We start from the raw sequence: 12,755 nt of genomic DNA, 5'->3' as shown, positions 1-12,755 counted from the left end.
CTCAGGCGGCCTGCAGCCGTACTTGCAGCCAGTCGCCCAAGGCAGTGAGTTCTTCCGCGCAGACCTGGTGGGCCATCGCGTAAGACTGCCATTGCAGCTCCAGCCCCATCGCACGCACGGCGGCGGCGCTGTGTTCGGCGATCTGCAGGGGGATCACCGGGTCCTGCGTGCCATGGGCCATGAATACCGGCACCTGGACCGCATTGTCAGCACGACGGGCCGTCTCGGCTTCAGGCAGGTACGTCGACAGCGCGATCAAGCCGGCCAGCGGCGCGGTGCGCTGCAGGGCCGCGGTCAGGATCACGGCACCGCCCTGCGAGAAACCCGCCAGGAAGATGTGCTCGGCCGGCACGCCGCGCTCGATCTCCCGATCGATCAGCGCATCGAGTTCAACCACCGATGCGCGTACGCCGTCCATGTCCGCCCGCGAGCGGAAATCCATGCCGACGATGTCATACCAGCCGCGCATCGGCACGCCGTTGTTGATGGTGATCGGGCGCACCGGTGCATGCGGGAACACGAAGCGCAGGGCGGGCCAGCCTGGACGTACCAGCTCGGGCACGATCGGCGCGAAATCATGGCCATCTGCGCCCAGCCCGTGCAGCCAGATGATCGACCACTGGGGTGATGCGCCGGTTTCCTGTTCCACCGTCTGCAGCATGTTGCGGCTCCTTCAATACGAGGCCGCATTATGCGCGACTCAGTACAGCCGCGGCTTTTCCATCGCCTCGCGACGCAGCTGCGCGGCGCGCACCAGCACCTGCGGCGGATCGCGCTCTTCGGGGATGTCCATCAGCCGCAGCCGGCGCAGCCAGCTGCCCGGCCCGCGGGAGGACGTCAACGCCACCACCGGGATGGACAGCATCATGCCGATCACCACGGGGGCCATCCACGCGGCCAGTGCCGGCGACACGGCCCAGGCCAGCAGGCCCATGAACGCACCAAACAGGCTGAGGCCACCGTAGGCCTTGATCAGCGCGAACCAGTCCACGCCGCCATCGTCACGCTGTTGCGCGTCCCAGCCGGAATCCCGGCCTGACAGCACTTCGGCGACACCGCGGGACTGCACGTACATCACCACCGGCGCCATCAGGGCGGCCAGCACGGTTTCCAGCAGCATCGCGATGAACATGCGGACCGTGCCACCGCAGCCACGGCGATCGCCCGGTTCCAACAAGGTGGCCAGGTAGCCGAGCACCTTGGGCATCAACAGCACCGCCATGGTGGCGGCGAACAGCCGCACGACATGGATCTCGTCCTGCGTGCGCCAATAGGTGCTGGGGGAAAGATGCAGCACCCCGTTGAGATCGATGCCTTCCTGGAACAACGGGATGGCGATGCCGATCAGCATCAGCATCCCCCACATCGGGGCGGTGAAATAGTGGCCGATGCCGATCAGCATGTGCACGCGGCTGATCCAGTGCAGGCCGCGGCTGCCGACCATCTTGCCGTGCTGCAGGTTGCCCTGGCACCAGCGACGGTCGCGCACCATCATGTCGGTCAGGGTGGGCGGGCCTTCTTCGTAGCTGCCTTTCAGATACGGCACCATGTGCGCCGCCCAGCCACCGCGACGCATCAGCGCTGCCTCGACGAAGTCATGGCTGAGGACGTGGCCGCCAAACGGTTCGTGACCCGGCAGCGCCGGCAGGCCGGCGTTCTCGGCGAAGGCCACGGTGCGGATGATCGCGTTGTGGCCCCAGTAATTGCTTTCCGCGCCGTGCCACCACGCCACGCCACGCGCGATAACCGGGCCGTAAACGCGGCCACCGAACTGCTGCATCCGCGAAAACAGGGTCCGGCCACCGACCACTACGGGCAGGGTCTGGATGATGCCCACGTCCGGGTTGTGCTCCATGCCGGCGGCCAGGCGCACGATGGTGTCACCGGTCATCAGGCTGTCCGCATCCAGGATCAGCATCTGCGGATAGTTGCCGCCGAAGCGGCGTACCCAGTCGGCGATATTGCCGGCCTTGCGTCCGCTGTTGTCGGCACGACGGCGATAGAACAGGTGGTCGTGCGCGCCCAGCGCCTCCCGCAGTTCAGCGAACACCTGCTCTTCGGCATGCGAAATGTCTTCGCGACGGGTATCACTGAGCACGAAGAAATCGAAGTTGGCGATCTGGCCGGTCGCTTCCACCGATTCGTAGATCGCCTGCAGGCCAGCCAGCAGGCGGCGCGGATCTTCGTTGTAGGTGGGCATCAGCAGCGCGGTGCGCGTGTGCAGCTCAGGCAGCGGCTCGTCCGGATCAATGCCGAGCCGGTAGCCCCGATCGAACACGGCGGTCAGGAACCCGGCGACGGCACTGGCGAACGCCAGCGCGATCCAACCGAACAAGCCGACGAACAGGACCAGCAGGCAGGCCTCCAGCACGCTCACCCCGTTCGGGGAGAGCACCCGCCACATCATGATCGTGGCCGCTGAGGTCATCAGCGCGGTGCCACCGAACAGGTAGGCACGGCGCAGGCCGATCAGCCGGGGCGATGTGCGGTGACGACGGATCTTCAACTCGCCCTGATGCAGTTCCTGCTCAGGCATCGGCAAGGGCGAACCACCCGGCAGCGTCGCCAGGCCTGCATCCAGCCTGACGCTATCAAGGGTCTCACTCATCCAGGTTACCTCGCGTCAACGCGCAGTCCAGGTGCACGGTCAGCGCAGGGCGCAGCACCGTACACGTCAGCGTCGCGCACGACGTTGTCCAGGGCCCGCAGATGCTTGCTCTCTTTACAGGAACCCACGAACGCTCACCCGGTCGATTCAAAAATTGCACCTCAGTCTAGGACGATGCGTGTAAGTCGAGCGCGAAAGGGGGGCAATAGCGTTTCCCCCCATTCAGGATACTCCCGCAGGGGGCGCCGCGCACGCATGCGGCGTACAGCCCGCTGGGTTATGCGCCGGGTGAGGCGGAACCAGACGCGCAGATCCGTTCGCCGCGCGGTAGGTGCGCGGACGGGGCAAGGCATGCGGATGGGGGCGACGACCCGGAGGTCGTCCCGGCCTCAGCGCGACAGTACGGCTTCGCGCTGGGCGATATCGGCGTCGGCGGCATGACGTGCACGCTCCATCGCCACCGCGATCTGCTGGCGGGCGAGCAGGTGCTGTGCCTGTTGTACTTCCGGGGTGGACAACAGCACCGGACCGGGAGTGGTTTCCACTGTAGCGGACTTGCTCATGCATCCCTCCAAGGACAATCCGCCGGGCCTGGCCTGAGGGGGCTGGGGCCGGCGGATTGCGCACCCTACCTTAAAACCATGTCAACTGTGTGTAGGGAGTAATGACGATCGCTGGCCGTCACTACCTGACCTGCGGCCGGTGTTACCGGAAATCGCGCGAGGGGGCGTTCAGCCCTGCCAACAGATGGCTGTAATCGCGCAGGTCGCCGGCAATCAGATGGCGGACACCGTCCACGCATTCCCAGCGTCCGCGCACGCCCAGCAGCCGTGATCCCAGCAACGCCTTGCGGCGCCGCAGGGCCAGGTGGGACCACACCACCACGTTGACCATGCCGTGCTCGTCTTCCAGCGTGACGAACACCGTGCCGTTGGCCGTGCCCGGCTTCTGCCGCTGGGTGACCAGCCCGATGGTGTGCACGCCGCGCCCGTGCGCCAGCCCGCGCAACTGGCGCGAGTCCAGCGCGCGCTCCTGCTGCAGGCGGGTACGCAGCAAGGCCAGCGGATGCTCGCCCAGGGTCAGCCCGCTGCTGCGGTAATCGGACAGCATCTCTTCGGCCACGTTCGGGGCCGGCAACACGATGTCCTGCTCATCCGGGCTGCCCTGCAGCAGCGGCATGGCCCGCTCGATGCCGGCCACGGCCCAGCGCGCGGCATTGCGGTTGCCTGCCAGCGCGGCCAGCGCCCCGCCATCGGCCAGCACCTGTCGCGCCTTGCCATCCAGCCGCGCGCGGCGGCACAGGTCGGCCACATCGGCGAACGGGGCCTGTGCACGGGCCGCCATCACCGCCTGCGCCGCCGCTTCGCTGCAGCCGGTCAGCTGCCGCAGCCCCAGCCGTATCGCCGGCTGCGTGCAGGCATCACCGCCCTCCAGGGTGTTGTCCCAGTCGCTGATGCAGACGTCCACCGGCAGCACCTGCACGCCCGCCCGCTCGGCACTGCCACGGCGGGCGTCCTGCACGATCTGGCTGGCCGAATAAAAGCCCATCGGCTGTGCGTTGAGCAGGGCACAGGCGAACGCGGCCGGCTCGTGCCGTTTCAGGAAACAGCTGATGTACACCAGCTTGGCAAACGAAGCGGCGTGGCTCTGCGGGAATCCGTAGGCACCGAAGCCCTTGATCTGCTCGAAGATCTGGTCGATGAATTCCGAGCTGTAATTCTTCTTTTCCATCAGGCCGCGGATGCGTTCCCGATGGGAATCCATGTCGCCCCCGCTGCGCCATGCCGCCATCGAACGGCGCAGCTGGTCCGCCTCATGCGGCTTGTAGCCGGCATGGATCACCAGCTCCATCACCTGTTCCTGGAACAATGGAATTCCCAGCGTCATGCCCAGGATCTCCTCGATGCCTTCGGACGGGTAGGTCACCGCCTCGTGGCCCTGCCGACGGCGCAGGAAGGGATGCACCATGCCGCCCTGGATCGGCCCGGGGCGCACGATCGCGACCTGGATCACCAGGTCGTAGAAACACCGCGGTTTCAGCCGCGGCAGCATGCTCATCTGCGCGCGCGACTCGATCTGGAACACGCCGACGGTATCGGCAGCCTTGATCATCGCGAACGTGGGCGGGTCATCCACCGGCAGGCGGGCCAGGTCGATGCGATGGCCCCGGTGCTGCGCCACCAGCTGCACTGCCTTGCGGATGCAGGTCAGCATGCCCAGCGCCAGGCAGTCCACCTTCAGCATCCTCATCGTTTCCAGATCGTCCTTGTCCCACTGGATGATGGTGCGGTCGGCCATCGCCGCGTTTTCCACGGGCACCACCGTGCTCAACGACGCGTCGCTGATGACGAACCCACCCACATGCTGGGACAGATGCCGCGGATGGTCGCGCAGCTGTTCCGTCACCGCCATCACCTGCTGCAGCAGCGGATTGGCCGCATCGAAACCGGCCTCGGCCAGCCGCTGCTCCATCGGCGTCTCGCCGTTGCCCCAGCCGAAGCATTCCGCCAGCAGCGCCACCTGGTCCGGCGGCAGGCCAAACGCCTTGGCCACATCGCGCACCGCACTCTTGCCCCGGTAACGGATGACGGTCGCAGCAAGTGCCGCGCGTTCGCGCCCGTATTTCCCGTACACGTACTGCAACACTTCCTCGCGCCGCTCGTGCTCGAAATCCACATCGATATCCGGCGGCTCATCGCGTTCGCGCGACAGGAAACGCGCCATCAGCAGGCGACTCTCGGCGGGGTTCACCACGGTGATGCCCAGCGCGAAGCACACCGCCGAGTTCGCCGACGAGCCGCGCCCCTGGCAAAGGATGTCGCGGGAACGGGCGAAACGCACGATGTCTTCCACGGTGAGGAAGAAGGCCTCGTACTTCATGTCGGCGATCAGCAGCAGTTCGCTGTCGATCTGCGTGGCCACCGCTGCGGGCACGCCATCCGGCCAGCGCTCGTGCATGCCACGCAGCGTCAGCGCGCGCAGCCAGCTGCTGGGCGTATGGCCTGCGGGCACCAGTTCAGCGGGGTACTGGTAGCGCACCTCGTCCAGGCGGAACTGGCAGCGCCGTGCCAGCGCCACGGCCGCATGCAGCAAGGCAGGGGGATGGATGTTGCCCAGCGCGCGCCGCGTGCGCAGGTGATGTTCGCCATTGCGGAACAGGAAGCCACCGCACTCGGACAACGGCAGCACGTGGCGGATCGCCGTCATGGTGTCCTGCAGTACACGGCGACGCCGCACGTCCATGTGCACATCGCCGCAGGCCAGCGCCTCCATCCCGAGCTGCGCGGAAAGCACCAGCAGCTGCGTAAGCCGCTCTGCATCGTCGCGTTCGCGGTGCAGGTGCACGGCCAACCACGTGCGCTGCACGAACACCTGCTGCATCCATAGTGCCTGTTCGGCATCGGGCTGCGCGCCCGGCACCCACAACGCGAACAGCCCCAGTTCGGCATCGGCTGCACCGCCCAACACCCGCTCCACATCCTGCCGCGCCAACCGGTAACTGCCCTTCCCTGCCGCACGCCGTCCGGCGGTGATCAGCTCGCACAGGTGCACATAGCCACGCTGATTTTCCACCAGCAGCACCAGCTTCAGCCCACACGCCAGCACGAACTCGCTACCGACGATCAACGCCACGCCGGTGGCACGTGAGGCTTCCAGCCCGCGCACGATGCCGGCCAGCGAGCACTCGTCGGTGATGGCCAGTGCTTCATAACCACACTGCTTCGCGCGCACGAACAGGGCTTCGGCACTGGCCGCGCCACGCAGGAACGAGAAATCGGACAGGCAATGCAGCTCGGCATAGGCCGGCAGATCCTGTTCGCGCGGCAGGTCATCATTGGCCGCGGCCAGGCGCTCGCGGGTTTCCCACGCACGCGGCATGCGTTTGCACGGCGCATCGTCGTGTTGTTCGATGCGGCTCATGCGAACCAGCCGTGCAGCATCCAGTCACCCTGCTGGCCCGGCAAGGCGAAGGCCCAAGCCTGCTGGCCCTGCGAGGTCTCCAGCACGTAATAGTCGCGGCGTGCCTCCTGCCCATCCCACCAGCCGCTCTCCAACCGCTCCGGTCCCGACACGATGCGCGCACGCGCATCACGCAGCGGCACCGGCGTGGGCAGCAGCCAACACGGACGTGGCGGCCGCGCAGGCGCTTGGGCGATGGCCATGCCATCCCCTTCCAAGCGCTGCCAGGCCCGTTCCGGGCGCGGGTCACCGGCCGGGCCCACGCGGAAGACCGATGCATCGCCCAACCGGGCACGCAGGCGCTCGCGCAGCTGCGGCCAAGGCAGCTGCTGCTGGTTGCGGGTATCGAACAGATCACGGCTGGCCGGTACGAAAGTCGGCAGTTCACGCGCCAACAGGCGCACCGCGACCACCGGCCGGTCGATGCTGGCGCGTTCCAGCCGGTTGCGGGAGAGCTCGAACAACAAGGTCGCATCGCGCTCGGCAGCCAACAGGCCAACCTCCACGTCGGTATGGCCTTCCTCATGCTCCAGCCGCAGCACGAAGCGCTGCACGCCCCCATCGCGGATGGACAGGCTGGTGCACAGATCGCCGATCAAGCGCCGCAACGGGAACAGCAACGCCATGTGGTTTTCCACCTCATAGCCGAGCTCCACGCGCGAATCGAAATGGTCCGGTGGCGCATACCAGGCCAGAGCTTCATCGGCCTGCCCGTACAGCCGGTCCAGATGGTCCAGCAGCGGCAGGCCGAAGCGCCGGCGCAGGCCATCGCGGGGCAGCGCACGCAGGGCGCGCAACGTAGTCACGCCCATGTGCTGCAGCCGTGCACCGTGGTCATCGGGCAGCCGCGCGCGGCGCACCGGCACGCGATCCAGCAGGGCATGCATGGCCGCGATGTCTTCCACGGCCATGCCATCGCGGATACCAGCCAATACCATCGCCGCCCGTGCGGTGGGCGCCATCGCGATGCGGTGCTGGAAACCCAGCGCCTGCAGTTCCTCGCGCAGGCGCGCCTGCAATACCGGCCACGGCCCCAGCAGCTGGAAGCTGGCGCGCACTTCCAGCACGATGCAGCCCGGCCACTGGGCACTCACCAGGGAACTGTGCCGATACGCCCAGCCGGCGAGGAAGCGCTGCCAGCGCGCATCCGCCTGCGCATCGTGCTCCACCATCTGGAAATCCGGCAGCAACGCCAACGCGGCGGTCAGCCGCATGCCGACCTGCAGCCCGGCCTGGACGGCGGCGACGTTGACCGCGTGCAGGGTGCGTAGCTGCGCCGATCCACCGATCAACGCCAGCGGCGTGTCCGGATCAGGGTGACGGCGAAGGACGGCATCCAGCGCCAGCTGCGGCAGCACGATACAGGCCCAGAGCATCGGCGTACCTCACCCGGCCCTCAGGGCAAAGGCCTGCGATGGCGCAGGGCCACCCCGGCACTTGCGCACCTGCCACTGCGTGGCGTGGCCTTCGCGCACCGCTTCCAGCCGCAAGGCCGCCGGCGATGGATTGGCTGCGTGCTTGCGGTCGCGCAGCGCGAAGCCCAGGCACTGGCCGGTATCGGCGGCCACCTGCAGCCGGCGCAGTGCCTGCGCATCGGCCTGCTTCGGCCAGCCCAGCACCGCGCCGCAGGCACCACTGCGCAGGCATTGTTCGAACGCCCACAGGGCATCGCGTGGCGAAGCCTCGATCAACTGCAGGTGCTGCAATGAAACGCCTGCGGCCTGCCACGCCGGGGCATACGGCAGGTAGGGCGGTGCAATCACCGCCACCGCCGCGCCGGTCTGGCTCAGCCGCGCCAAGGTCGGCAGCAACAGCTGCAGCTCCCCCACCCCATCGGCCGGCAACAGCAGTTCAGTCAGCGCGCGGCGTGGCCAGCCGCGCTGCGGCAGCAACGCATCCAGTGCCGCATGCCCGGTGGACTCGCCTTCCACGCCCTCCTTTGCACTGCCTCGCCCTGCATGCCACAGGGTCTGGCTGGACAGCATCTGCTGCAGGTCGGGCGCGGTGTTCATCTCAGCCCTGCCGGACCAGGCCGCAGTAAACGCCTTCCACGGCGAAATCCTGCCCGGCTTCGATCACGATCGGCGCATGTGCAGGATTGCGCGGCAGCAGGCGCACGCCATCTGCATCCTGTTGCAGACGCTTGATGGTGAGCTCGCCATCGATGCGCGCGACCACCGTCTGCCCATCGCGGGCGCTCGGCGTGCGGTGCACACCGACCAGGTCGCCATCCAGGATGCCGTCATCGATCATCGAATCGCCCTGCACTTTCAGCAGGTAGTCCGGACGCGGCGAGAACATGCGCCGGTCCAGCCAGAGCTGCTGGTCCAGGCCGATATCCGCGCCGATGGGCTGGCCCGCGGCCACCCGCCCCAGCACCGCCAGCGGAAGCAGCTCGGCCGGCTCGCCGGGCAAGGCCAGGCCACGCTTGCGACCCGCCGCCTGCGCCAGCAACCCGGCCTCGACCAGTGCCTGCACGTGTTTCTGCGCGGCATTGCGCGAGGCAAAACCGAAGGCATGGGCGATATCGGCCAATGACGGCGACTGGCCGGAAGCCAGCGCCTGTCGCAACCAGGCCAGCACGGCGGCACGTTGGGGAGGGAGGTCGTTGAGGTCCATGGTGTACATTTGTACACCCTCGCTTTCAGAAAAGCGACAGCCCGATTGTTCAGCCTGACAACTGCTGTCGCTTACGACATGAATCGCGACGCCTGCGTCAGATTATCAAAGCAAGCTATTGATTGAATTATAAAAAACAATTGTTCCTCGGCGCATTCCAACAGGGATGATCCTGACTCGTTTCCCGGAGTCCTTCCCTATGCGCCATGCCTGCCTGCTGGTAGCTGCCCTGCTCATCCCCGCTGCCCCGTTACTTGCACAGACCACGCTGACCCGCGACAACGGCGCCCCGGTGGGCGACAACCAGAACTCCCAGACCGCCGGTGCCACCGGCCCGGCATTGCTGCAGGACGTGCAGCTGATCCAGAAGCTGCAGCGCTTTGATCGTGAGCGCATTCCGGAGCGCGTGGTGCATGCACGCGGCACGGGCGTGCGCGGCGAGTTCACCGCCAGTGCCGATGTGTCCGCATTGACCCGCGCCCTGCTGTTCACCCCGGGCGAAACCACCCCGGTGTTCGTCCGTTTTTCCTCGGTGGTGCACGGCAACCACTCGCCGGAAACCCTGCGCGACCCGCGCGGCTTCGCTACCAAGTTCTATACCCGCGAAGGCAACTGGGACCTGGTCGGCAACAACTTCCCGACCTTCTTCATCCGCGACGCCATCAAGTTCCCGGACATGGTGCATTCCTTCAAACCTGATCCGCGTACCAACCTGGATGACGACGCCCGTCGTTTCGATTTCTTCTCGCACGTGCCCGAAGCCACCCGCACGCTGACCCAGTTGTATTCCAACGAGGGCACACCGGCGGGCTACCGCTTCATGGACGGCAACGGCGTGCATGCATACAAGCTGGTCAATGCCGCCGGTGAGGTGCACTACGTCAAGTTCAACTGGAAAAGCCTGCAAGGCACCCGCAACCTCGATCCGACACAGGTAGAGGACGTGCAGGGCAAGGACTACAGCCACATGACCCGTGATCTGGTGAACGCCATCAAGCGGGGCGACTACCCACGCTGGGACCTGTACATCCAGGTGCTGGCACCGGAACAGCTGACCACGTTCGATTTCGATCCGCTGGACGCCACCAAGATCTGGCCTGACGTGCCGGAACAGAAGATCGGCCAGATGGTGCTGAACCAGAACGTCGACAACGTCTTCCAGGAAACCGAACAGGTGGCCATGGCGCCGTCGAACCTGGTGCCCGGCATCGAACCGTCTGAAGATCGTCTGCTGCAGGGCCGCGTGTTTTCCTATGCCGATACGCAGATGTACCGCATCGGCGCCAATGCCCTGCAGTTGCCGGTAAATCGGCCCCGTGTGGCCGTCAACGACGTCAACCAGGACGGCGCCCTGAATGCCGGCCACAGCAACAGCGGCGTGAACTACGAGCCCAGCCGGCTGCAGCCGCGTCCGCAGAGCGCGCAAGCGCTGTACAGCAACCTGCCGCTGTCAGGCACTACCCAGCAGAAAGGCATCGCGCGTGAGCAGAATTTCAAGCAGGCCGGTGATCTGTACCGGTCCTACAGCCGACGCGAGCAATTGGACCTGGTGCACAGCTTTGGCCAGTCGCTGGCCGGTGCGGACAATGAAAGCAAGCACATCATGCTGTCCTTCCTGTACAAGGCAGACCCGGATTACGGCACCCGGGTAGCCCGCGTGGCCGGCGGTGACCTGGACCGCGTAAAGCAGCTCGCCAGTCAGTTGCAGGACTGACCGTCAACGCCAAGGCCGGGCCCTTTCATCAAAGGGCCCGGCCACAAGGACAGCCACAATGCGCTACTACCTGACCGGTCTGCTGACCCTTCTGCTGGCAACACCCACCTGGGCCGTTCCACCCACGGCCACACCGTCGGCCGCCGACGCGCAGGCGCAACTGCGCACCTATTACTTCGATGCCGCACGCAGCGGACAGCAAGCGATGCTGGCCGAGTTCATCCGCGCCGGCTACGACCTGCAGACCCGCGATGAAAAGGGCTATACCGCCTTGATCCTCGCCGCCTACCACGGTCATGCCGAAGCGGTGGATCAACTGCTGGCCGCCGGTGCGGATCCCTGTGCCCAGGACAAGCGCGGCAACACCGCGCTGATGGGGGCCATTTTCAAAGGGGAGCTGCGCATCGCCCAGCGCCTGATGCGTGCCGCCTGCTCACCCGACCAGCGCAACCATGCCGGCCAGACCGCCGCCATGTATGCGGCCCTGTTCCAGCGCCGCGACATCCTGCAGCAGTTGGCTGCCCACGGCGCCGACCTGGATCTCAAGGATGCCGCCGGCAACAGTGCAGAGCGGCTGCAACGCGGCGAGTTCGCCCGCTGATGAAGCATCCCCACACGGCAACCTGATGCAGCCGGAGACCGCTTACCGCCGCACCCACAATGCCAGCGCGCTGGTGCCGCAGGCCAGCAACACCACCGCATGCCATCCGCCCTGCGCCAAGGCCACCGCGCCCAGGCCGCCTCCCGCCGCCATGCCCACGAACACGCCGGTGAACAACAGGGCGTTCAAGCGGCTGCGCGCTTCCGGCTGCAGGCCGTAGACCAGCGTCTGGTGCGAAACCAGCGCTGCCTGGAAGCCGAAGTCGAAGATCACCGCACTCACTGCCAGCAGCACCAGGCGCAGCGACGTGGGCAGCACGCCATCCAGCAGCAGGCTGGCAAAGCCGATCAACGCGATGCCAATGGCCAGGCGTGCCACGCGCTGGGTGCCCAGGCGATCCGCGAAGCGACCTGCAAACGGCGCCGCCAGTGCACCAGCCGCACCGGCGATACCGAACGCCCCTGCCCCCGCACTGCCGATACCAAACCGGGCATGCAGCATCAGCGCCAAGGTGGACCAGAACGCGCTGAAGCCCATCGCCAGCAGCGCCTGCGCCAAGACCGCACGGCGCAGCGGCGGCAGCTGTATCCACAGTGCCCCCATCGATCGCAGCAGCGCGCCGTAGCCCAAGGTAGTGGTCGGCGCGAAACGTGGCAGGGTGATGCGCAACAGCACCCCCATCAGAACCACCGACACGGCGGCAGCGAGGAACATCACCCGCCAGCCCCATTGTTCGGCGACCACGCCGCTGACCACGCGCGACAGCAGGATGCCCAGCAGCAGGCCGGTCATCACCTTGCCCACCAGCGCGCCGCGATGTTCCGGCGCGGCCAGCGTAGCGGCTGCCGGCACCACGTCCTGCGCCACCGTGGCCATCAAGCCGACCAGCAGACTGGCGATCAACACACCCGGCAGGTGGCCGGACAGGCCCGCCGCCAGCAGCGCGGCACCCAGCAGCAGCGACTTCACCAGGATGATCCGCCGCCGTTCGAAGCGATCACCCAGCGGCGCCAGCAACGCAATACCTGCGGCGTAGCCGAGCTGGGTCACCGTCGGCACCAGGCCGATGGCCGCATCCCCTGCGCCCAGGGAGGCCCCCATCGCGCCCAACATCGGCTGCGCGTAGTACAGCGACGCCACGCTGAAACCGGCGCCGGCGGCCATCACCGGGACCAGCATGGCAGGCAAGGAAGCCGGTGCAACGGAGCCCAGGGTGGGAGCAGGGATGTCATGCGCAGTGGACATGGGAAGAT

The 12,755-nt window shown here is 66.9% G+C and carries 10 protein-coding genes; 2 read left to right on the top strand and 8 right to left on the bottom strand.

Annotated elements, in window-relative coordinates:
- Nucleotide 1: 1 nt before the first annotated feature.
- From IFT65_RS06165 to lexA, 7 genes are all read right to left on the bottom strand, one after another.
- Nucleotides 2-661: an alpha/beta hydrolase gene (locus IFT65_RS06165; protein WP_192080788.1), complete on the bottom strand. Its 660-nt coding sequence runs from the start codon at nt 659-661 to the stop codon at nt 2-4.
- A 39-nt stretch (nt 662-700) separates the two neighbouring features.
- Nucleotides 701-2,608, bottom strand: a complete 1,908-nt coding sequence (gene mdoH, locus IFT65_RS06160) for a glucans biosynthesis glucosyltransferase MdoH (protein WP_192080787.1) — start codon at nt 2,606-2,608, stop codon at nt 701-703.
- A 389-nt stretch (nt 2,609-2,997) separates the two neighbouring features.
- Entirely contained in the window at nt 2,998-3,171 is a 174-nt protein-coding gene (locus IFT65_RS06155) for a hypothetical protein (protein ID WP_188325086.1), read from the bottom strand.
- Nucleotides 3,172-3,313: 142 nt separating this feature from the next.
- Nucleotides 3,314-6,529 carry an error-prone DNA polymerase gene (locus IFT65_RS06150; protein ID WP_192080786.1) on the bottom strand — a complete coding sequence of 1,072 codons (3,216 nt, stop codon included), beginning with the start codon at nt 6,527-6,529 and terminating at the stop codon, nt 3,314-3,316.
- Nucleotides 6,526-7,944, bottom strand: a complete 1,419-nt coding sequence (locus IFT65_RS06145) for a DNA polymerase Y family protein (RefSeq protein ID WP_192080785.1) — start codon at nt 7,942-7,944, stop codon at nt 6,526-6,528. Before IFT65_RS06145 ends, IFT65_RS06150 begins: the two co-directional genes overlap by 4 nt.
- 9 nt (nt 7,945-7,953) lie before the next feature.
- Nucleotides 7,954-8,580 (bottom strand): translesion DNA synthesis-associated protein ImuA, encoded by a 627-nt coding sequence (gene imuA / locus IFT65_RS06140; RefSeq protein ID WP_188325089.1) that lies wholly within the window; start codon nt 8,578-8,580, stop codon nt 7,954-7,956.
- A 1-nt stretch (nt 8,581) separates the two neighbouring features.
- Complete coding sequence (lexA, locus tag IFT65_RS06135) at nt 8,582-9,196, bottom strand: transcriptional repressor LexA (RefSeq protein ID WP_188325090.1); 615 nt, start codon at nt 9,194-9,196, stop codon at nt 8,582-8,584.
- Nucleotides 9,197-9,386: 190 nt separating this feature from the next.
- Here lexA and IFT65_RS06130 point away from each other — a divergent pair, with 190 nt between their 5' ends.
- The gene (locus tag IFT65_RS06130) at nt 9,387-10,901 is read left to right on the top strand and encodes a catalase (RefSeq protein ID WP_192081043.1); all 1,515 of its coding nucleotides are present in this window, start codon (nt 9,387-9,389) and stop codon (nt 10,899-10,901) included.
- A gap of 58 nt (nt 10,902-10,959) precedes the next feature.
- Complete coding sequence (locus IFT65_RS06125; protein WP_192080784.1) at nt 10,960-11,502, top strand: ankyrin repeat domain-containing protein; 543 nt, start codon at nt 10,960-10,962, stop codon at nt 11,500-11,502.
- 42 nt (nt 11,503-11,544) lie between these two features.
- Here the strand turns inward: IFT65_RS06125 and IFT65_RS06120 are convergent, their stop codons facing one another.
- Nucleotides 11,545-12,747, bottom strand: coding sequence for an MFS transporter (locus tag IFT65_RS06120; RefSeq protein WP_249405072.1), 1,203 nt, complete (start codon nt 12,745-12,747; stop codon nt 11,545-11,547).
- Nucleotides 12,748-12,755 lie beyond the last annotated feature (8 nt).

It is taken from the genome of Stenotrophomonas sp. CFBP 13725, from assembly GCF_014841935.1.
GTDB lineage: Bacteria > Pseudomonadota > Gammaproteobacteria > Xanthomonadales > Xanthomonadaceae > Stenotrophomonas.
This window is presented reverse-complemented; position numbering and strand designations above follow the sequence as displayed.

What these genes read in the sequence shown, in the direction of transcription:
- IFT65_RS06165 (WP_192080788.1), bottom strand. Translation starts at nt 661, where the DNA reads ATGCTGCAGACGGTGGAACAGGAAACCGGCGCATCACCCCAGTGGTCG.
- mdoH (WP_192080787.1), bottom strand. Translation starts at nt 2,608, where the DNA reads ATGAGTGAGACCCTTGATAGCGTCAGGCTGGATGCAGGCCTGGCGACG.
- IFT65_RS06155 (WP_188325086.1), bottom strand. Translation starts at nt 3,171, where the DNA reads ATGAGCAAGTCCGCTACAGTGGAAACCACTCCCGGTCCGGTGCTGTTG.
- IFT65_RS06150 (WP_192080786.1), bottom strand. Translation starts at nt 6,529, where the DNA reads ATGAGCCGCATCGAACAACACGACGATGCGCCGTGCAAACGCATGCCG.
- IFT65_RS06145 (WP_192080785.1), bottom strand. Translation starts at nt 7,944, where the DNA reads ATGCTCTGGGCCTGTATCGTGCTGCCGCAGCTGGCGCTGGATGCCGTC.
- imuA (WP_188325089.1), bottom strand. Translation starts at nt 8,580, where the DNA reads ATGAACACCGCGCCCGACCTGCAGCAGATGCTGTCCAGCCAGACCCTG.
- lexA (WP_188325090.1), bottom strand. Translation starts at nt 9,196, where the DNA reads ATGTACACCATGGACCTCAACGACCTCCCTCCCCAACGTGCCGCCGTG.
- IFT65_RS06130 (WP_192081043.1), top strand. Translation starts at nt 9,387, where the DNA reads ATGCGCCATGCCTGCCTGCTGGTAGCTGCCCTGCTCATCCCCGCTGCC.
- IFT65_RS06125 (WP_192080784.1), top strand. Translation starts at nt 10,960, where the DNA reads ATGCGCTACTACCTGACCGGTCTGCTGACCCTTCTGCTGGCAACACCC.
- IFT65_RS06120 (WP_249405072.1), bottom strand. Translation starts at nt 12,747, where the DNA reads ATGTCCACTGCGCATGACATCCCTGCTCCCACCCTGGGCTCCGTTGCA.